This window comes from Vibrio splendidus, from assembly GCF_003345295.1.
Taxonomy (GTDB): Bacteria; Pseudomonadota; Gammaproteobacteria; order Enterobacterales; family Vibrionaceae; genus Vibrio; species Vibrio splendidus_K.
This window is the reverse complement of sequence record NZ_CP031055.1, coordinates 2,464,992-2,485,477: the sequence shown is the minus strand read 5'-3', so window position 1 is coordinate 2,485,477 and position 20,486 is coordinate 2,464,992. Positions and strand designations below refer to the sequence as shown.

19 protein-coding genes are annotated in these 20,486 nt (G+C 44.1%); 13 read left to right on the top strand and 6 right to left on the bottom strand.

Annotated elements, in window-relative coordinates:
* Positions 1–10 precede the first annotated feature (10 nt).
* Positions 11–994 (bottom strand): transcriptional regulator EbgR, encoded by a 984-nt coding sequence (gene ebgR, locus DUN60_RS10895; protein WP_061022405.1) that lies wholly within the window; start codon positions 992–994, stop codon positions 11–13.
* Positions 995–1,387: 393 nt separating this feature from the next.
* On the opposite strand from ebgR, the gene galE reads away from it, so the two are divergent.
* From galE to galM, 4 genes are all read left to right on the top strand, one after another.
* Positions 1,388–2,407 carry a UDP-glucose 4-epimerase GalE gene (galE, locus tag DUN60_RS10890; RefSeq protein WP_054547556.1) on the top strand — a complete coding sequence of 340 codons (1,020 nt, stop codon included), beginning with the start codon at positions 1,388–1,390 and terminating at the stop codon, positions 2,405–2,407.
* A gap of 227 nt (positions 2,408–2,634) precedes the next feature.
* On the top strand, positions 2,635–3,690 hold the full coding sequence (locus DUN60_RS10885; protein ID WP_102458704.1) for a UDP-glucose--hexose-1-phosphate uridylyltransferase: 1,056 nt from the start codon (positions 2,635–2,637) through the stop codon (positions 3,688–3,690).
* Positions 3,691–3,914: 224 nt separating this feature from the next.
* Positions 3,915–5,075, top strand: a complete 1,161-nt coding sequence (gene galK / locus DUN60_RS10880) for a galactokinase (RefSeq protein WP_114633939.1) — start codon at positions 3,915–3,917, stop codon at positions 5,073–5,075.
* Positions 5,076–5,186: 111 nt separating this feature from the next.
* The gene (gene galM / locus DUN60_RS10875) at positions 5,187–6,266 is read left to right on the top strand and encodes a galactose-1-epimerase (RefSeq protein ID WP_114633938.1); all 1,080 of its coding nucleotides are present in this window, start codon (positions 5,187–5,189) and stop codon (positions 6,264–6,266) included.
* A 219-nt stretch (positions 6,267–6,485) separates the two neighbouring features.
* On the opposite strand, the gene DUN60_RS10870 is transcribed toward galM, so the two are convergent.
* Positions 6,486–7,484, bottom strand: a complete 999-nt coding sequence (locus tag DUN60_RS10870; protein ID WP_114633937.1) for a substrate-binding domain-containing protein — start codon at positions 7,482–7,484, stop codon at positions 6,486–6,488.
* Between the two features lie 197 nt (positions 7,485–7,681).
* Between DUN60_RS10870 and DUN60_RS10865 the strand changes: the two genes are divergently transcribed.
* The gene (locus tag DUN60_RS10865; RefSeq protein ID WP_114633936.1) at positions 7,682–8,014 is read left to right on the top strand and encodes a tRNA-binding protein; all 333 of its coding nucleotides are present in this window, start codon (positions 7,682–7,684) and stop codon (positions 8,012–8,014) included.
* A gap of 131 nt (positions 8,015–8,145) precedes the next feature.
* Here the strand turns inward: DUN60_RS10865 and DUN60_RS10860 are convergent, their stop codons facing one another.
* Positions 8,146–8,700, bottom strand: a complete 555-nt coding sequence (locus DUN60_RS10860) for a gamma-glutamylcyclotransferase family protein (RefSeq protein ID WP_017080053.1) — start codon at positions 8,698–8,700, stop codon at positions 8,146–8,148.
* 308 nt (positions 8,701–9,008) lie between these two features.
* On the opposite strand from DUN60_RS10860, the gene DUN60_RS10855 reads away from it, so the two are divergent.
* Entirely contained in the window at positions 9,009–10,193 is a 1,185-nt protein-coding gene (locus DUN60_RS10855; RefSeq protein WP_065205068.1) for an NnrS family protein, read from the top strand.
* Positions 10,194–10,284: 91 nt separating this feature from the next.
* Here the strand turns inward: DUN60_RS10855 and DUN60_RS10850 are convergent, their stop codons facing one another.
* Positions 10,285–11,295, bottom strand: coding sequence for an adenosine deaminase (locus DUN60_RS10850; protein WP_114633935.1), 1,011 nt, complete (start codon positions 11,293–11,295; stop codon positions 10,285–10,287).
* A gap of 354 nt (positions 11,296–11,649) precedes the next feature.
* Here DUN60_RS10850 and DUN60_RS10845 point away from each other — a divergent pair, with 354 nt between their 5' ends.
* Positions 11,650–11,967, top strand: a complete 318-nt coding sequence (locus DUN60_RS10845) for a DUF3622 domain-containing protein (protein WP_004734416.1) — start codon at positions 11,650–11,652, stop codon at positions 11,965–11,967.
* 195 nt (positions 11,968–12,162) lie between these two features.
* Here the strand turns inward: DUN60_RS10845 and DUN60_RS10840 are convergent, their stop codons facing one another.
* The gene (locus DUN60_RS10840; protein ID WP_004734415.1) at positions 12,163–13,209 is read right to left on the bottom strand and encodes a succinylglutamate desuccinylase/aspartoacylase family protein; all 1,047 of its coding nucleotides are present in this window, start codon (positions 13,207–13,209) and stop codon (positions 12,163–12,165) included.
* 271 nt (positions 13,210–13,480) lie between these two features.
* Between DUN60_RS10840 and DUN60_RS10835 the strand changes: the two genes are divergently transcribed.
* On the top strand, positions 13,481–14,020 hold the full coding sequence (locus DUN60_RS10835; protein ID WP_114633934.1) for a DUF3332 domain-containing protein: 540 nt from the start codon (positions 13,481–13,483) through the stop codon (positions 14,018–14,020).
* A gap of 167 nt (positions 14,021–14,187) precedes the next feature.
* On the opposite strand, the gene DUN60_RS10830 is transcribed toward DUN60_RS10835, so the two are convergent.
* On the bottom strand, positions 14,188–15,660 hold the full coding sequence (locus tag DUN60_RS10830) for an aminoacyl-histidine dipeptidase (RefSeq protein ID WP_017087469.1): 1,473 nt from the start codon (positions 15,658–15,660) through the stop codon (positions 14,188–14,190).
* A gap of 456 nt (positions 15,661–16,116) precedes the next feature.
* Between DUN60_RS10830 and vcdP the strand changes: the two genes are divergently transcribed.
* The 5 genes from vcdP (at position 16,117) to crl (ending at position 20,439) form a co-directional block, all read left to right on the top strand.
* A complete protein-coding gene (vcdP, locus tag DUN60_RS25055; RefSeq protein WP_004734412.1) occupies positions 16,117–16,203 on the top strand; it encodes a small protein VcdP in 87 nt (28 codons plus the stop codon).
* Between the two features lie 521 nt (positions 16,204–16,724).
* Positions 16,725–18,014 carry an NCS2 family permease gene (locus DUN60_RS10825; RefSeq protein ID WP_004734411.1) on the top strand — a complete coding sequence of 430 codons (1,290 nt, stop codon included), beginning with the start codon at positions 16,725–16,727 and terminating at the stop codon, positions 18,012–18,014.
* 84 nt (positions 18,015–18,098) lie between these two features.
* The gene (gpt, locus tag DUN60_RS10820) at positions 18,099–18,563 is read left to right on the top strand and encodes a xanthine phosphoribosyltransferase (protein ID WP_017076234.1); all 465 of its coding nucleotides are present in this window, start codon (positions 18,099–18,101) and stop codon (positions 18,561–18,563) included.
* A gap of 89 nt (positions 18,564–18,652) precedes the next feature.
* Complete coding sequence (gene frsA / locus DUN60_RS10815) at positions 18,653–19,906, top strand: esterase FrsA (protein WP_026012376.1); 1,254 nt, start codon at positions 18,653–18,655, stop codon at positions 19,904–19,906.
* Between the two features lie 143 nt (positions 19,907–20,049).
* Positions 20,050–20,439, top strand: a complete 390-nt coding sequence (gene crl, locus DUN60_RS10810; RefSeq protein WP_004734391.1) for a sigma factor-binding protein Crl — start codon at positions 20,050–20,052, stop codon at positions 20,437–20,439.
* The last annotated feature ends 47 nt before the right edge of the window (positions 20,440–20,486 follow it).

Sequence of the window (20,486 nt, the reverse complement as noted above, 5' to 3'; positions counted from 1 at the left end):
ATATTTTTAACTATTTTGTCGTGTCACGCAGCTTTAATTTGCTTGGTACATAGACACGTAGTGGGATAGTACGGCCGTCGCGTACTTTCTCAATCAACAGGTTAACGCCTTGAATTCCCATTAGTTCAGAGTGAATACGAACAGTCGATAAAGATGGGAAGGTAAATTTAGCTGTTGGGATGTCATTTACACTAATCAGCGCAATATCTTCAGGAATGTTTAATCCGTGCTCATGAACGGCTCGTAAAACACCAATTGCGATGGAATCTGACGCAATAAACATGGCTTTAGGGTAGTCGCCCGTCGCTAGCATCTGTTTTGCAAGCTTATAACCTGAAGAGCTAGAGAAGTCTCCACGATAGATGTCTTGCTCGCTGACAACGTTCTTAAGGCTACCGTATTCAGCAAAGGCAACTTCGCGAATATCAGGAGTGTTGACGTTATCTTGTCCGCCAATAAAACCAATGCGTTGATAGCCTTGGCTGATAAAGAAGTTGGTGATCTCTTTGCTGATCAAAGCTAGGTCGATATCGACAGAGTCATAAGGTTCAGAGTGATCAGTGAAATCGACATAACAGATATTATCGCTTAGCTTTTTGGCTTGTTCGATAACCTCCGGTGTCATTCTTCCCACCAACAATACACCAGTGATAGGTGCTGAATTTACGTGTATTTTACTTTCATAACAGTTGGTTAGTTTAACTTCCATCTTGTCACATTGGGTTTCAATCCCGTGGCGAATCGATAGATAATAAGGGTCATTCACTTCAGCTTCTTGCTTGTAGTTATACAGCGCAAGGAAGTGATGATTTTGTTTTTTACTGCTAACGGCTTTTCGTGAGCTGCTGGTTTTGTATTCCAACTTCTCTGCAATTTCAAAGATACGCCTTTTGGTCTCTTCCTTGACGCTTAATGTTGGATCTTCATTGAGAACCCTTGAAACTGTAGCCAATGAAACATGTGCTTCAGTCGCGATATCTTTTAACGTTGCCATACTCACTTCCTGTTATTGGAACATTGCGCTGCTTTGAAATTGGTATTTAGTAAAAAAGCAATGCACCTCTTTATTCTACAGACCTATTGTAATCAAACTGGAAGTCATTGCATTAACTTTTAGTAAAATAAATGCTCAACTCCTCTATGATGTCTCAAATCTAACTATCTATAATTATCTTATTAAAATTCAATGAATTAGATGTGTTTGTTTATAGGCTCTCCCTATGTCACGTTCAGTAACAATGATATGAGTCAGTGTAAACGTTTACACTTCGTGGTTTTGATCACAGAATTATAGTCAAAATGGCTGCTACTATTTCTGGCATACGGTGCTACTGAGCTGAATGTTAGTTCGAGTTAGTCCAAGAATGACGACAAAGAGAGGTTGATTGTGAAAGTACTGGTTACGGGCGGCATGGGTTACATCGGAAGTCATACATGTATTCAAATGATACAGGCGGGTATGGAGCCAATCATTGTTGATAACCTTTGCAACAGCAAAGAGCTAGTACTGGAGCGAATCGAATCATTGACCGGTAAGCGACCAACTTTTTATCTTGGCGACATTCGTGATCAATCTTTTCTAGATAGCGTGTTTTCAGAAAACGATATCCAAGCCGTGATTCACTTTGCTGGCCTGAAAGCGGTTGGGGAGTCGGTGTCTAAACCTTTGGAGTACTACGATAACAACGTCAATGGATCATTGGTGTTAGCTCGCAGCATGAAGAAAGCGGGTGTGAAGAGCATTGTATTTAGCTCTTCGGCTACCGTTTACGGTGATCCAGAAGTGGTGCCAATTACTGAAAGCTCTCCAACGGGTGCAACAACTAATCCTTATGGTCGCAGTAAGTACATGGTCGAAGAATGTTTGAGTGATTTGTTCAACGCTGAGAACGATTGGAGTGTGACATTACTGCGTTACTTCAACCCAGTTGGCGCCCATTCATCAGGCACCATGGGTGAAGACCCACAAGGTATTCCAAATAATTTAATGCCGTTTATTGCTCAAGTAGCGGTAGGTCGTCGCGACAAATTGGCTGTTTTTGGAAACGATTACCCAACAGTCGATGGCACAGGCGTTCGCGACTATATTCATGTTATGGATTTAGCGGACGGACACGTAGCCGCATTGAAAGCGGTTGGCGAGAAGGCGGGTTTACACATTTACAACCTAGGCACGGGCAAAGGCTCAAGCGTACTCGAGATGGTTGAAGCCTTCGCACAAGCATCGGGTAAGCCAGTTCCTTATGAACTTTGCCCACGCCGCGCTGGTGATATTGCTGAATGTTGGGCAAGCACTGAAAAAGCAGAGCGCGAACTTGGCTGGAAGGCGACGCGTAGCGTGATGGAGATGACAGCGGATACGTGGAATTGGCAGTCGAATAACCCGAACGGCTATTCCCCTTCGTAATTGAAGCCGCAGCGTTGTTAGCTGCAACTCCAATTTCTTTGGAGAATACAGATGAAGAGAGATTCCAGATATCTCGTCCCTCGATTCTGGAATGACGAATTTTAAAACTACGATTTCTGAACGTCATTCCCTACAGCGAGGAACGAGCGTGATAGGGAATCTCCTTGTAGAAGAATTATTCATCTTGGTTAATTGACCAAGACACAAAATTTGAGAGCAATCTAAACATGTCAAAAGTTGAATTTAACCCAGTAGACCATCCGCACCGTCGTTATAACCCATTAACGGGTCAGTGGATCTTGGTATCACCGCACCGAGCAAAGCGTCCTTGGAGTGGCCAAGATGAAAAACCATCGACTGCGCAGCTTCCTGCGTATGAGAAAGAGTGTTTCTTGTGCCCAACCAATACGCGTATTTCGGGCGATGAAAACCCAGATTACGACGGCACTTATGTATTCAGTAATGATTTCGCGGCGTTGATGCCTGACTCACCTGATGCTCCAGAGTCTGATAACCCTCTATTCAAGACTCAAGGTGTACGTGGGTTGAGTCGTGTGATCTGTTTTTCTCCGGACCACAGCAAAACGCTGCCGGAGCTTCCGGTAAACAAGATCCGTGGTGTTATCGATACCTGGAATGAACAGATTGAAGAGCTAGGTAAAGACTACCTGTGGGTTCAAGCGTTTGAAAACAAAGGTGAGACCATGGGCTGCTCTCAGCCACACCCACACGGTCAAATCTGGGCAAACAGCTTTTTACCCAACGAAATTGAACGCAAAGAGAAACTGTTAAAAGAGTACTTCGAACAACAAGGTTCTAATCTTTTAGTGGATTACGTTGAAGCTGAAATGAAAGACGGCTCTCGTACTGTGGTTGAAACCGAACATTGGATTGCTGTGGTGCCTTACTGGGCAGCGTGGCCATTTGAAACCATGTTGCTGCCAAAAACACACATCCGCCGTATGAGTGAACTGACTGACGAGCAGCGTGATGATTTAGCGCTTGCGATTAAGAAGCTGACGAGCCGTTACGACAACTTGTTCCAATGCTCATTCCCTTACTCAATGGGCTGGCACTATGCGCCGTTCTTCGAAGAAGGTACTGACATCGACCATTGGCAGCTACATGCGTTGTTCTACCCGCCACTGTTGCGCAGTGCTTCGGTTCGTAAATTCATGGTCGGCTACGAAATGTTGGCTGAGTCTCAGCGTGATTTAACCGCAGAACAAGCGGCGCAGCGTTTGCGTGATTTGAGTGACGTTCATTACAAAGAGCAGAAATAGCCTGTTTCGTTGATAGTAAAACTAATCGATAACTCGGTTACTAAATAAAAAAGCGAGATTCCTGATATCTCGTCCCTCGATTCTGGAATGACGGCAGGTGAGAAGCCGATGTTGTCATTCCCTACCGTGAGAGACGAACGAGATAGGGGATCTAAAAGAATTAAAGTGGTGCCGTAAAGGGGCCATAACCAATTGATTAAAGAGTTTAAGCAGAGAGTTTACTTATGTCTGATCTAATCCAAAACGTGAAAGCATCTTTTGAGCAAGTCCTTGGTTACCAAGCGACTCATATTATCCAAGCGCCAGGCCGTGTGAACCTGATCGGCGAGCACACTGACTACAACGATGGTTTTGTTCTACCGTGTGCCATTAACTACCAAACGGTAGTGGCAGCGGCTAAGCGTGACGACAACATCGTGCGCGTAGTATCAGTGGACTACGGAAATGCAGTGGATGAGTTCGACTTAACTCAAGAGATCACATTCCAACAAGATAAGATGTGGGCTAACTACATTCGTGGTGTGGTGAAGTGCTTAAAAGGTCGTGGTTTTGAATTTACAGGTGCAGACATCTCTGTAACGGGCAACGTGCCTCAAGGTGCAGGTTTAAGTTCTTCTGCGGCACTGGAAGTGGTCATCGGTCAGACATTCAAGGTGCTTTACTACCTAGAGATCAGCCAAGCTGAAGTTGCATTGAATGGTCAGCAAGCCGAAAACGAATTTGTAGGCTGTAACTGCGGCATCATGGACCAAATGATCTCAGCTGAAGGTCGTGCAAATCATGCGATGCTTTTGGATTGTCGTAGCCTAGAGACTCAAGCGGTTTCTATGCCAGAAGATATGGCTGTGGTTATCATCAACTCGAACAAGAAACGCGGCTTGGTCGACAGCGAATACAATACGCGTCGTGAACAGTGTGAAGAAGCGGCGCGCATCTTTGGTGTTCCTGCACTTCGTGATGTGACTATTGAACAGTTCAAAGCGAAAGAGTCTGAGTTGGATGAAATGGTCGCGAAACGTGCCCGTCACGTGATCACTGAAAATGACCGTACCGTTGAAGCGGCTCAAGCTCTGCGTACTCATGACATGAAACGCATGGGCGAATTGATGGCTGAATCACATGCGTCAATGCGTGATGATTTTGAAATTACAGTCAAAGAAGTCGACACCTTAGTTGAGCTGGTAAAACACGTGATCGGTGACCAAGGTGGCGTGCGTATGACTGGCGGTGGTTTCGGTGGTTGTATTGTGGCATTGGTTCCACCTGCATTGGTTGATGAAATTAAAACAACCGTTGAACAGAAATATCAAGCGGCGACGGGTCTAAAAGAATCTATTTATGTGTGCCAAGCGAAAGACGGAGCAGGCTTAGTTGAAGTAATCTAACGGCTTCGAGACTTAATATAGAGCTTACCAAGTGAAAAGATCATGGTAGGCCAAATGCTAAAGCCTTTATTTCAGGTAGAGGCTTTTTACTGGCACTAGAAGGAATTTAGAATGACACAAGAGCAAAACCTGCATCAATCCATGACACAAACTCCAGCCTATGATGGCCAACCCGCTCAGTTAGTGACGCTATCAAATACGCGTGGCATGGAAGTGACATTCATGGACATTGGTGCAACATGGTTGAGCTGTATCCTGCCAGTAAAGGGAAATAAAAGAGAGGTTTTGTTGGGTGTTAACTCAATGGAGAACTTCGATAAACAAGCCAGCTATATGGGTACAACTGTTGGTCGTTATGCTAACCGCATAGCCAATGGTCGTTTCAAAATTGATGGTCAAAACTACAAGCTGGAAACCAACCAAGCGGGCAATACTTTACATGGTGGTCCGAACGGTTTTGATAAACGTCGTTGGAATATTGCCGAGCAAACCGAAACGTCAGTGATGTTTACTCTTGAGTCTGCTGATGGCGACCAAGGATTCCCGGGGAATTTGAATGTGTCGGTGCGTTATGACATCACCGAAGACAATCGAGTTTCCATTAATTACTCTGCAACCACAGACAAGCCGACCGTAGTCAACCTAACGAATCATGCGTACTTCAATTTACTTGGTGCAGAAGCCGGCCACGATTGTTTGTCACACATTGTGAGCATCAACGCCAATCAGTTCTTACCGACCAACTCGGTAGGTATTCCATTAGGCAATCTTAAATCGGTGAAATCGACCAGCTTCGACTTCAATCAGCCTATGATGATCTCAGAGCGTTTGTTGGGTGATGAACAGCAGAAAGCAGCAAAGGGTTACGACCACTCTTTCTTATTAGCTGACGGCTGCAAGCGCACTCAATGCGCTGCGACCGTAACGTCACCGGACGCGCTAGTCTCACTAAAAGTATTTTCAACCAAACCTGCAATGCAGCTATACACCGGAAACTGTCTTGGTAGTACACCAAACCGAAGTGGTGGCAGCTATGAAGACTACGCTGGTTTGGCGTTAGAAACCCAGTTCTTACCTGACTCTCCTAACCACCCAGAGTGGAAGCAGGACAGTTGTATTCTCAAGCCTGAACAAGAATATAACTACCGTACCTGTTACCAGTTTGAATTTTCGGGGGATTCTTCAAACTAGTACGCTCTAGCTCAAAACGGTTACGCCAATTGCTTTTGTTTGTGAATAGAACGATGTGAGTTATCGCGTTGTTCTTGGGGGATGAGCAAAAGTGGCGCTCAACGAGTGTGTGATTTATTAAGCGCGATTGTTGGGTATCAGAGTAAGGTAGGAAAGCCCTAACAGAAGCGATTCTGTTAGGGCTTTTTTTTGTTTGTTGTTTGGTGAGTTGACCAGAGCTTAGATTTTCTCTACCGAATTACGGCGCACCAAAGTCGGAGAGAACATCATTGGCTCCGTTGAGGTGTTTTCACCTTTGGCTAAGTGCAACGCGAGTCGTGTCGCTTTCTCTGCCATCATCTGAATCGGGTAGCGAATGGTGGTTAGCTTTGGATGAATATAGCGTGCAATCAAGCCATCATCGAAGCCGATGATCGACATTTTGTCCGGCGCTTGAATACCGTTCTCATCTAAGACAGACAAAGCACCTGCCGCCATGTAATCGTTGTACGCAACAATGCCTGTGATTGGCAGTGATTTAGTCAAAAGGTTGGTCATGGCGTATTCACCCCCTTCACTGGTGGGAGCTGAGTACTCAATATAGCTGTCAGATAACGCTATTTTGTAATCCGAGAGTGCTGACAAGTAACCTTGTACACGCTCATCGGCATCTTCAATGCTGTGCGATGAAGCGATACAGGCAATATTTTTATGACCATGACGGATCAGATATTCAGTCGCAAGATACGCGCCTTTCTTGTTGTCCAAGAAAATACAACGGTTGGCAATCTCAGCAATATAGCGATTGATCAGCACTAAGCCTTTGACTTCTTTTGCATAGGCAATCAGTTCTTCGTCTGTCAGGCCTTTTGAGTGGATCACTAAGGCGTCACAACGGCTATTGATCAGTAACTCAATCGCTTGTCTTTCTTCTTCACGATCGTGTGAGCCATTACCGACGAGGATATGCTTTCCGTTCTCACGAGCGACATTATCGACAGCCTTAACCAGCGTGCCAAAAAAAGGATCGGAGATATCACCAACCAACACACCGACGGTATTGGTGCTCTGGCTTACCAGCGCGCGAGCATTGGCATTCGGGCGATAGCCGAGTTTTGACATCGCTTTGGTGACGGATTCAATTGAGTTCGCACTTGCCTTCGGAGACTTATTTACGACTCGAGATACGGTTGCAACAGAAACACCAGCTTCCCTTGCGACATCTTTAATTGTTGCCATTTTTAACCTCTATACATTGCTGCATCTATTTAACACCGACAATGAGTGCAAGGCAACGAAACTCTCATTTTACTTCCAGTAATGAGATCTTTACCGCTTGTAATTATTAGGCTTAATGCTAGTGTAAACATTTACATTTTACTTAATTTTAGTAAATGATTTAATGAGTGAAAATAAATCAATATAGGAAGTGAGAAATGGATACTGTCTCTTATGGTGACTTTGCTAAGTTAGAAATGCGTGTGGGTAAGATCATTGAAGTTGTGCGTCATGAAAACGCAGACAAGCTTTACATCGTGCAAGTGGATATCGGTGAGAAAACGCTACAAACGGTGACTAGCCTAGTACCTTACTACACCGAAGAAGAGTTGATGGGTAAGCAGGTTGCTGTTTTGTGCAATCTAGCGAAGGCGAAGATGAGAGGCCACACTTCTGAGTGCATGTTGTTATGTGCCGAAACTGAAGATGAATCTGAAAGTGTATTGCTGACCCCGGAACGTGCGATGCCTGCAGGTATTCGTGTCGTTTAAGATCGTTTTAGGTTGGAGAGCGATCCAGCTCACCAACCTAGATTAACTGGCGATGTAGATTAATTAACTGTGTAGATCAATTAACTATCTACATCCATTAACAACGTATATCCATTAATAACGTACATCAACTAGCTTCGAACAGTCAGTATCAAGCCATCAATCACACTGTGGTGGTGATCTGAAACCCCAGCAAGATTGCCGTATTTAGGCTGGTGGCGATCATTTTCTAATGGGTGATGCCAACCTTGTGTGTGTTGAACAAAGTGCGCCGCAAAGCTTTCAGACACTTCTAAACATCCTGCTAATACCGTATCGACATAGGTTTGAACGATAGGGCTGTTTTCGCAAGGTGCTTCAATCTCGTCTTTGATGTAAACCCAGATCGATTGATCCTGTTTAAACTCATTTTGGCTTTCTATCTGAGAGGCCTTTAATTCGATTCGGTGATAACCACGCTCACGGCGATCAAACTCAGTCAGCGCAATATCATCCACCTCAAGCAAAACTCCATTCACTTGTCCCTCACCGAGATTCACGATCAAAGGTGACAAAACATAGCTGTCATCGATCTTACTCCAGTGACGAACTAGGCCATGCACAATCGCAGGAATCGCTTGTCCTGTTTGACCTGTGAGTTGACGAGAAGAGGAGTTGATCAAGCTACCATAACCAAAAATATACATCGCGTTCCCTGTCTGTTCTTTTGTATTTGAGACTAGTCTTACTATATGTTTGGCTTCATCAAATGTCAGTAGTTTTTTATTTTGCACACCTATGAGTCTAAATGACTTTTATAGAGTGTGTCTAATTGACACTTTATTGATGCATAAAGACTCCTTGTTGCTTGTTTTTATTGGTTTTATACCTTTGGCGTGTTTCATGCATTACGTTAGGTAATATTGCAGTGATGATTACTGCATCATGAATTTGACTATGAAATAGCAATTTCCAGAAGCCACTCTTGGCTTGTTATCTGAAATGAGGAACGAGTTTGTTAAATATCACAGATAAAAGTGTAGAAGATGCGATTCCTGCATATCTTCGATTAGGTTTTAGACCTTTCTTCTTTTTAGGCAGTCTCTATGCTGTGATCGCGATTGTGGCTTGGGTCATCATGTTCCAAAACGGTCAGCCAGAAATGCTAAAAGTACCGGCGCTTTGGTGGCACGTACATGAAATGCTGTTTGGCTTTGCCATGGCGATTGTGGTCGGTTTTGTGTTAACTGCGGTGCAAACATGGACGGGTGTCAATGGAACCAAACACTATCGATTAGTCGGACTGGTTGGTTTGTGGTTAGCACCTCGTATTCTGTTTTGGACCCCCGTACCGTTATGGCTGATCTCATCGGTTGAGGCGTTGTTCTTAATCTTCGCCGCTTACGAAATTGGTTTCCGAGTCGTTAAATCGAAAGGCTGGAAGAATCTATTCTTTGTACCGCTGTTTATATTGGCTATCGTGGCGAACTTTGCTAGTTACGCAACTATTAAGGGTATGCCTCCATTTCCATCGTCTGCAGTTTGGCAAGCGATGTTGTGGTGGTTTACCTTGCTGCTATCAGTGATGGGTGGGCGAGTTATTCCGTTCTTCACGGCACGTCGCTTCGATTTTGAAAAAGCACAACCACTGGTTTGGTTGGAATGGTTAGCGAATCTACCTTTGGTTGGCTTATTTGTATTGAGCTTCTTCCCATTGACCTTTGCTCAAGTTGGCAATGAGTTGATGGTATTTGCAGGTGTGACTCAGTTGGTGCGCTTTATCCGCTGGAAGCCTTGGACTACGTTATCTGAACCTTTGGTGTGGTCGCTGCATGCAGCTTACCTATGTATTCCTTTAAGTTTGCTGCTACGAGGTTTATTAGACAACCCGTTCGCGAGCCACAATATGCTGCACTTGTTTGCGATTGGCGGTTTGAGTGGATTAATTCTTGCGATGATTACGCGCGTGACAATGGGGCACACGGGGCGTGCTATCTATAAAGGGCCAAGTATGGCTTTAGCGTTCTCGGCTATTTTTATCGCGGCTTTGGTTCGCAGCGTAGGTGTGACATTCTTCCCAGCGTATTTATTTGAGATGGTGAACATCAGCGCGGGTTTATGGACGTTAGCATTCGGGTTATTTATCTGGAAGTTCGGCATGATGCTTTTAACGCCAAGAGTGGATGGTCATCCAGGGTAAGCGTATTGATTTTCGAGCCCATTTTGAAAGGGAAGCACTGAGCTTCCCTTTTTTGATCGCAGCAAAGCTCCATTCTCAAAGGTCTATTCTCTTAGTGAGTATTCTCGGCAAGATATTGGCGCACTTGTGCAATGAGATCTTCTTTGGCGTGAGGCGAGATGAAACTCGCTTCGACAGCATTAATACTGAATTGCGCTAATTCGTTTTTAGTCAGTGGATGAGCATTGGCGACGGCGAGGAAGTTATCATTCATATAGCCGCCGAAGTAAGCCGGATCATCGGAATTGATGGTGACGCGCAACCCTTTTCTCAGCAACTCGACGATATTGTGTTCTTGCATGGTGTTGAAGACCTTTAGTTTGGTATTCGATAGCGGGCACACGGTTAGCGGTGTGCGTTTAGCGATTAGCTGTTCCATCAAGTCTTCATCTTCTACACAGCGAACGCCATGATCAATACGGGTGATGCCCAACAAGCTCAGCGCGTCACTAATATTTTGCGCAGGGCCTTCCTCTCCGGCGTGCGCGACGGTCAGGAACCCTTGGTTGATCGCCTCTTGGAATACATGCTTAAACTTCTCCGGCGGGTTTCCTTTTTCCGACGAATCCAGCCCGACGGCAATGATCTTATCTTTGTAGGGAAGGGCTTGTTGGAGTGTTTCAAAAGCGCTGTCTTCATCAAGATGGCGCAGAAAGCACATGATCAGCTGGCTGCTGATCCCTAGTTCTTGCTCGGCTTGATTCAAAGCTTGAGTAATCCCACTTATGATGACTTCAAAGGCAATGCCACGTTCGGTGTGGGTTTGAGGGTCAAAAAAGATCTCAGTATGAACCACGTTATCTTGTTGGCACTTGAGTAGGTAAGCCCAAGTCAGGTCATAGAAATCCTGTTCATGAATCAGTACGTTAGCGCCTTGATAATAGATATCGAGAAAAGACTGAAGATTGTGGAATTGGTACGCGTCTCTTACTTGGTTTGGGTTATCAAAGGGAATCGACACGTTATTGCGCTTGGCCAGTTGGAACATCAGCTCAGGTTCTAGCGTGCCTTCAATATGTAAATGCAGCTCAACCTTGGGTAAATGTTTGATGAAGCTATCCATAGCAACTCCTTAGCTATTTTAATTATGGGCGGAGTAGGCGAGACAGTAGAGTCTGTAAACCTGAGCCTGCAGGTTATCTCTTTCATTTATCTCTGTTTGAGCATAGTTCATTTCATTGTTGTCGATAAAACTGCACAGAAGTTGATGGTGAATCGAGAGTTACGAACCCATTGAAATCCGGCGCAAACGATTTGCAGCATGGGAGTGTGATCCGCTGCAAATATTTGCAGCAATATTCATTGATTTGTGCTCTAATACCGCGCTTACCAAGGGATGGTGTTAAAAGATGCTCACTTAGATGGAGTTATCAAAGTGACCGATCCCTTAATGATCTCCCTTAGGAAGAAATAGAACATGTCTAAGAACAAAAAATTTGATATCCGCCTTACAGAAAAACGCAACGGTTGGTGTGCAGAGATTACTCGTCAAGTAACATCTCGCAGCACAACAGTATCTAAGCGTGAGTCTGGTTTCGAAACTGAAGCTCTAGCACAAGAGTGGGCAGAGAAAGAGCTAGCATCTTTCATCTCAAACCAAGCTGAACGTAACGAACGTAAATCAGAGCAGCGTAAAGAGCGTGACGAACTACGTCACACTAAAGAGCTTAAAGCTGAGCAAGCACGTGAAGCACGCGCAAAAGCTCGTGAAGAAGAGCAAGAAGACGCTGAGTAATCCAGTGCACAATTAATTTACAGGTCCCTTAATTTTAAGATAAGGGACAAGTAAAAAAAGCCCCGATATAGCTTTTCTCTTTCTAGTTAAAAGTTTATCGGGGCTTTTTCATTTGTGGCGTATTGGTCTGGATCACGTAACCACTTAATGGCTGGTGGCTACGTATCTGATTCATTAATTATCCGAATTCGGTCCTTAGTTGTTTAGCGCTGTCAGCCAATCGTCTTCCGCGACTTCTTCAATGTAACTTTCAACAGACTGTCCCACTTCATCATCATCTTGTTTGAAGTAAGCAATGTGGAATACTGCGTCACCTTCGTTTACCAACGGTAGAGTTTGCTGACCAATCACGATACCGCCTTTAGTGGTGATTACTTGGCCTTCTTGGTGACCCAATGGAGAACTGATGTAAGCCAGGGTTTGTCCTGCTTCAACTTGTTCGCCAAGCCTTACCATATTACGCAAAATGCCGTCTGATTCAGCGCGGATCCAACTGGTCGATTTACTCAATACTGGCTCTGGTAACTTCTTACGGTTAGGGCGCAGCATGCCGATTTCTTTCATCACTTGATGCACGCCAAGGTAACCCGCACGAATCGCTAGGTGATCAAAACGCAGCGCTTCACCACCTTCGTAAGTTAATACAGGAATACCCAGTTTTTCCGCTTCGCTGCGCAATGAACCATCACGCAGTGGAGAATCTATGATCACGGGTGTTGCGAACGCTTTTGCGATGCGCAGTGTTTCAGGGTTCGACAGGTTTGCACGGATCTGTGGCAAGTTAGTACGGTGAATCGCACCTGTGTGAAGATCCAGAATGTAATCACAGTGCTTCGCTACGTTCTCAAAGAAGGTGTGAGCGATGCGTGATGTCAGTGATCCTTTTTCACTTCCTGGGAAGCAACGGTTCAGGTCACGACGGTCTGGTAGGTAACGAGACTTATGGATAAAACCAAATACGTTAACGATAGGCACAACCAGTAGTGTTCCTTTCAGTTTCTTTGGATCAATCGCATTGGTCAGCTGTCGTGCAATCTCAACACCGTTTAGTTCATCTCCGTGGATCGCCGCGTTTACCATCAGTGTTGGGCCCGCTTGGCGACCATGAATAATTTCAATCGGGATTGAAAGTGGAGAATGCGTGTAAAGCTGAGCCGCTTGCAGTTCAATCTCCATTCTCTGTCCTGGCTGAACAGTATAACCAAGTAATTCGAAGGGTTGATTAGGTTTTAGTCTTGCCATTTAGGTTGTTCTCAACATGGTGATAATTCGTTAACACGGAATGTATCAATCGTTGATTTTTAGTACGAATCAATCGCTTTACGGTGACGACAAAACTTTTTTATGGAGGGGTTTCTTAATTGGTTTCTGTTTTTGATTTAGCTAGTTAGAAGGGGGCTAGAATTGTGAATTTCCTGACAATACATTGATTTAACGCTGATATTTATTGTTCGGTTGGTTGGTATCATCCATCGCCATTTTTTGGCGGCCAAATTCATATATTGAGATAAAAATGAAAAAAACAATTACTAAGATCGTTGCACTGGCGGTGGTTTCTGTCGCTCTATCTGGCTGTGTGGGTAGTAACGCAGTAACCGGTTATCTAATGAAGTTTAACGTGAAGGCTGTTGATAACCGTTACGCTCGTGGTGGTTTGAACATACTACTTGCACCTGCGTATGGTCTAACGGTTGCTGCCGATTACCTAGTATTCAACTCACTAGAGTTCTGGACGGGTAGCAACCCACTAACAGGTGCTCCGCACATCTTTGATACTAAGACTGATACTTACCTTGATATCAACGATCAGCTTGATAAGTCACTGACTGAAGCGCCAGTAGGCCCGATCACGAGTGCCGATATGATTGAGAAAGGTCAAATGCAGCAGATCGACGAAAACACTATCCAAATGGACATCACTTACCAGTCTGGTGAGCGTGCGACGTTAATCGGTGTTCGTGATGGCGAGATGGTGACGTACTTCATCGACGGCGAAGTCGTGGCACAAACTTCAATTGATGAGCTAGAAAGCTACGCGGCTTCACGCGCTTAATTATTTAGTCACAAGTAGCAGTGACAAAGATTAGATACAAAAACAGGTACTCATTGAGTACCTGTTTTATTTTGTTCTTAATAAACGGTGTTTACTGAAAAGTGCTATTTATTGAAGAGCTCATTTATTGGAAAACACCATTTACTGAAAAACACTAGCGAATCGATTTATGCTTTTTCTGGGATCGCAGCAAGTAATGCAACCATTTGGTTCCAGAACAATTCAACAGTATCGATCTTCACTTTCTCATCAGGAGAGTGTGGGAACTTGATCGTGGGGCCGAAAGAAACCATATCCATGTTCGGGTAAGGTTCTTTGAACAGACCACATTCAAGACCAGCATGGATAACCATGATGTTTGGCTTGTGACCGTAGATACCTTCGTACATGTCTCGGAAGATATGCATAATTTCTGAATCAGCGTCTGGTTTCCAACCTGGGTAAGCACCAGAGAACGCGATGTTAGCACCTGCTAGTTCAGCAACAGAATGAAGCATGCTTTCTACTTGGCTACGGCCAGAGTCGATTAGAGAGCGGATCAAGCAAAGTACTGTGATTGAATCTTCTTCCGTTGTGATAACACCTACGTTTAGAGACGTTTCAACAACACCTTCAATCTCGTCACTCATACGAATCACGCCGTTTGGACATGCGTTAAGTGCCGCGATAAAGCGAGCTTGGTCTGCTGACGCTAGTGCGCCCATTTCTACAGAAGCTTCTTCATTGAAAGTCACGATGCTGTCTTCTACTTTACCTAGCTCTGTTGAAAGTAGCTCAGTGTAGTAGTTGTATAGTGAAGCCAGTTTTTCTTGGTTTGCCGCAGGAACCGCAACCGTTACGAAACCTTCACGAGGAATTGCGTTACGAAGGCTACCACCTTTGAATTCGACGATGCGAAGGTCTAGCTCTTTTGCGTGACCCGCTAGGAAGCGAGCAATCAGTTTGTTTGCGTTTGCACGACCGGTGTGGATGTCACAACCAGAGTGACCGCCTTTTAGGCCTTTTAGCGTTAGCTTGCGTGTTACGAAGTCAGCTGGAATCGCATTACGTGCAATTTCAAATGTCATTGCACCGTCGATACCGCCCGCACAACCCATGTACACTTCGCCTTCTTGCTCTGAGTCAGTATTAAGAAGGATATCGCCTTCTAACCAACCGGCTTCAAGACCGAACGCGCCAGTCATGCCTGCTTCTTCATCTACAGTGAGTAGAACTTCGATAGGGCCGTGTTGGATTTCGTTCGAAGCAAGAACGGCTAAGCAAGAAGCCATGCCCATGCCGTTATCAGCACCAAGCGTTGTGCCTTTTGCTGTAACCCATTCGCCATCGATGTATGGCTGGATTGGATCTTTTGTAAAGTCGTGATCAGTGTCTTCGTTCTTTTGTGGAACCATATCGATGTGAGCTTGTAGCACGACACCTTTTTTGTTTTCCATACCCGGCGTTGCTGGCTTTTTGATGAATACGTTGCCCGTTGGGTCGCGACGTACATCTAGGCCTTGCTCTGTTGCCCAAGCAATAATGTATTGAGCAAGCTCCTCTTCATGTTTCGAAGGGTGCGGGATTGAACAAATTTTATCGAAAAACTGCCAAATAGGGGCAGGGGACAATTTACTGATCTCAGAATGGAATTCAGACACGGATGACTCCTTTTTTATTTGATAACCATATATTTAGGATTTCTATAGGTAAAAACTTAGAATAAAAATCTAAAATATGGGTCTGTTTTGATGGCAACAGCATACCACTTGAGCGTTTTGACGAGTAGCGGTTATAAACCTCAAATACCTCAAATTTTGAAAGCGATCTTGTCCACCTGATCATAATTAAGAGACTCGATGCTTATAAATGGCGCGAGCAAACGTTTGTTTAATCCCGTTTTGTAATTTAATTACAGAAATAAGTTTTCAGAATAACCATAAATGGCCAAAAGTGTGACGTATAGCAAAAAATACTTGTAATCTTTTTTCTTTGAGGTATATTAATAACCAACTTCTGAGATGAAGAGTAAATGCTCAAAGGATGAGTCCGTTTTATCGCCTCCAAGGAACCGAGAAATCAAATTCGTTTTTTATTGATTTATTAAGGTGATAGTTATGAAAGGTTTACCATCTGCAATGTTCTGGATTAACAGCTCTGTTTACACTAGCAACTTTGCATACCCTACAAGCTTTGGTTACTAATACCGTAAGCATGTAACTCGAACAGTTTTGTTCACCCCTATATATTGGAATTCTTTTACAGCCCTTTTGGTTGACAGATTCTACCGCCACTCAGTTTTGAGTGGCGTTTTTTTTGCCTGCTACTTTCCCAAACCGCTTTCGCTTGTCACTTTCTTTGCTGTTCTGAGTGGTTGTTTTTTAAACGCCAAAATATCAATTCGCGTCTTATTACTGATTCTGTTGAAAAATACACAACTCTTGTGGGTTTAAATTGAGAATATGATGGCTACATTCTCAATGGAAATAACCGATGGTTGAAAAAATAACCAAGTAATCTCATCGCCTTTATTTTACTTAAACTATTGTTTTTAATTATTATTATTCTTGTTACTTCTCGTTTTTAATCGCTTTGTTTCATACGGCATTCTGATAAATATCGATTAGAGCCTTAATTCTATCTGGAATTTGTTATTTGATAACTTTATAATCCACAGCCAATCGTTTACGCAACCGTTTACTTTTTACCCTTATAGGATTCGATAATGTTCGAAAAGCTATTCAAACTCAGTGAAAATGGCACCAATGTGCGCACTGAAATCATCGCAGGTCTAACAACCTTCCTAACAATGGCTTACATCATTTTTGTAAACCCAATGATTCTAGCTGATGCTGGTATGGACCATGGCGCTGTATTTGTAGCAACCTGTTTAGCGGCTGCTATTGGCTGTTTCATCATGGGCTTTGTTGCTAACTATCCAATTGCTCAAGCTCCAGGCATGGGTTTGAACGCATTCTTTACCTACGCTGTTGTAATGGGTATGGGTTATACATGGCAAGTTGCTCTGGCAGCGGTTTTCGTATCAGGCGTGATCTTCATCTTCTTAAGTATCTTTAAGATTCGTGAATGGATTATCAACTCGATTCCTATGTCTCTGCGTGTTGGTATCTCTGCGGGTATCGGCCTTTTCCTTGCGTTTATCGCGCTTAGCAATGCAGGCATCGTGGTTTCTAACCCAGCGACTAAAGTTTCACTGGGCGACATTACCGCGATTGCTCCTATCTTAGGCGCGCTTGGTTTCTTCATTACTATTGCTCTTGTTCACCGTGGTGTGAAAGGCGCAGTAATGATCGCGATTCTCGCTATCACAGCGATTGGTATTGCGATCGGTGACGTTCAATACGGCGGCATCATGTCGACACCACCAAGCCTTGCACCTACATTCATGCAGCTTGATTTCTCTGCTGTATTTGAAATCGGTATGATTTCAGTGGTATTCGCATTCTTGTTCGTCGATTTGTTCGATACAGCGGGTACTCTGGTTGGTGTTGCAACGAAAGCAAACCTAATCAAAGAAGACGGTAAACTACCGCGCTTGAACAAAGCACTGCTTGCTGACTCTACAGCAACATCTATTGGTGCATTGCTAGGTACATCAAACACAACTTCTTATGTTGAGAGTGTTGCGGGTGTTGCTGAAGGCGGTCGTACCGGTCTAACTGCGGTTGTTGTTGGTATCTTATTCCTACTGGCTCTTTTCTTCTCGCCACTTGCAGGTATGATTCCGGCTTACGCAACATCAGGTGCACTTTTCTATGTAGCAATTCTGATGATGTCTGGCCTAGTTGGCATTGATTGGCGTGATCTTACGGAAGCCGCACCAGTCGTGGTAACATGTCTGCTTATGCCGCTGACGTACTCTATCGCTGAGGGTATCTCACTAGGTTTCATCGCTTACGCTGCAATTAAGCTGCTAAGTGGTAAAGGTCGCGACGTTTCACCTGCGGTATGGGTAATGTCCGTTATCTTTATTCTTAAATATATTTTCGCTTAATCGTCTAGATTTCTGCTTAATCGCTGAAGAGGCTATGTTTGAAATAGCCTCTAATAACATGACAAAATTATTAGGTTTTATACTATGAGCAACAAATTCATTATCACTTGGGACAACATGCAGACTTACTGCCGTCAACTTGCTGAAAAGCAAATGCCAGCAGAGCAGTGGAAAGGCATCTGGGCGGTAAGCCGTGGTGGTTTGGTTCCCGGTGCAATCTTGGCTCGTGAGCTAGGTATTCGTCACGTAGATACGATTTGTATTTCTAGCTACGACCACGATCACCAACGTGATATGACTGTAGTTAAAGCACCTGAAGGTGATGGTGAAGGCTTCTTAATCGTTGAAGATCTTGTTGATAGTGGTGACACTGCACGCAAGCTTCGCGAAATGTACCCTAAAGCGAAACTGATTGCTGTTTGTGCAAAACCATCTGGTGCACATTTATTAGACGAGTACATCGTGGATATCGCTCAAGATACATGGATTGAGCAACCTTGGGATACTAGCTTAAGCTTCATTGAGCCAGTAAATCGCAAGTCAAAATAAGCGTAAACTTAGTTTTTTGAGAAATGACCCTTTATAGGGTCATTTTTTTTTATATGATTAGTAACAACCATTTCTTATTAAGTATCCCAATGTCTGAATCAGAAGAAACGAGCTCGAACCTTTCGGAAACCTTGTTTGTAAAGCACAAGCAGGCCAAAGAGACCTCAATGCTTACTCGCTACATGCCAAGTTCAGAAGAACTGTTGGATAAAAAGCGTGAAGAGCAGAACTCATCTTGGTATCGAAACCTAAGACGTCTTCAGTGGGTATGGCAAGGCGTTAACCCAATTGAGCAAGAAGCGGTATTGGCTCGCATTGCGTCATCAGACAATTCACGCACGACGGACGAGTGGCTAGACACCGTGATGGGCTATCGCAGCGGTAACTGGGCATACGAGTGGACCAAGCTGGGTATGCAGCATCAGAATCGCTCTAATGAAAAGAACGGCGAAGAAATGGCTGAAGAGTTATTTTCAGCATCGCTGTGTTTCAGCATTGCGGGCTACCCACATCTAAAGAACGATAACCTTGCTGCTCAGGCACAGGTATTAGCGAATGCGGCGTATTCTGAAGCGATCAAACACACCAAATTGATCGTCAAACAAATCGAAGTGCCGTATCAAAATAAAAAGATTAAGGCGAACTTACATCTAACCAAAACAGATAAACCACAACCTGTCGTGATCGTGAGTGCAGGTTTAGATAGTCTGCAAACTGACATGTGGCGTTTGTTTAGAGATTACCTAGCACCGAAAAACATTGCGATGCTAACGATTGATATGCCGTCGATAGGGCACAGTTCGCATTGGCCTTTGACGGAAGATTCTTCTTGCCTGCATCAAGCCGTGCTGAATGAACTGCCTAACATTCCATGGGTGGACCATCATAAAGTCGGTCTGTTTGGGTTCCGATTCGGTGGTAACGCGATGGTGAGGTTATCCTTCCTTGAGCAGCACAAACTCAAAGCCTGTATCTCTCTTGGCGCACCGATCCACGATATCTTTGTTCATGCGGACAAACTTAAGCAGATGCCTAAGATGCACTTGGACGTATTGGCTTCGCGTCTTGGTAAAGGAGCAGTGGATATCAATAGCCTTTCTGGGCAACTGATGGCTTGGTCATTGAAGGTGCAAGGCTTGCTGGCTAACAGTAAGACAAGTGTTCCTATTTTGGCATTGGCTTTGGAAGGTGACCCTGTTTCACCGCATCTGGATAATCAACTGGTTGCTATTTACAGTGATTACGGCAAAGCGAAGAAAATCAAAACCAAATCAATTACACAGGGGTATGAGCAATCCCTCGAATTAGCGATAAAGTGGCTTGAGGATGAATTATTTAGATGACATTTCTCCGAAATTAGTTAAGCATGAAAAGTGTACAAAGTAAGTACCTGATACTCAGAGAGAATTTATAAAATCCAACTGCGTGTTTTTTACGTATTGCAGTCTGAGTAACGTCATTCTTAACATTGAAATGGAGATTCAATATGTCAGAAGTGACACAACAACCTACGCATTATCGCTTGTTAAACGTTTTAAAGGCTATTGGGCCTTACTTGAGGGAGCCGCAATCAGAAGATGGTCATTACATTTTTGATTGCTTGTCTGTGTGTGTGAACGATAAAAAGTCACCAGAAGAGCGTGAGTTCTGGGGCTGGTGGTTAGAGTTGGATAAGTCGGAAGAAGGATTCTCGGCGAAGTACAACACGGGTAAATACAACATTGATGGTAACTGGGATCCTTTGCCATTACCTAAAAAGGCGGTCGCTGAGGTGTCTCGAACTCAAGAAGCCTTTCACCAAAAGCTGGTTGACGAACTTCAAAAGAAATTTGAAATCGGCGTTCAGTTAGACGAAGAGTCTGTCGAATTCGTCTGATTTTGAAGGTTACTCTTCTCTATAAAGCAAAAAGGTGCGATTTCGCA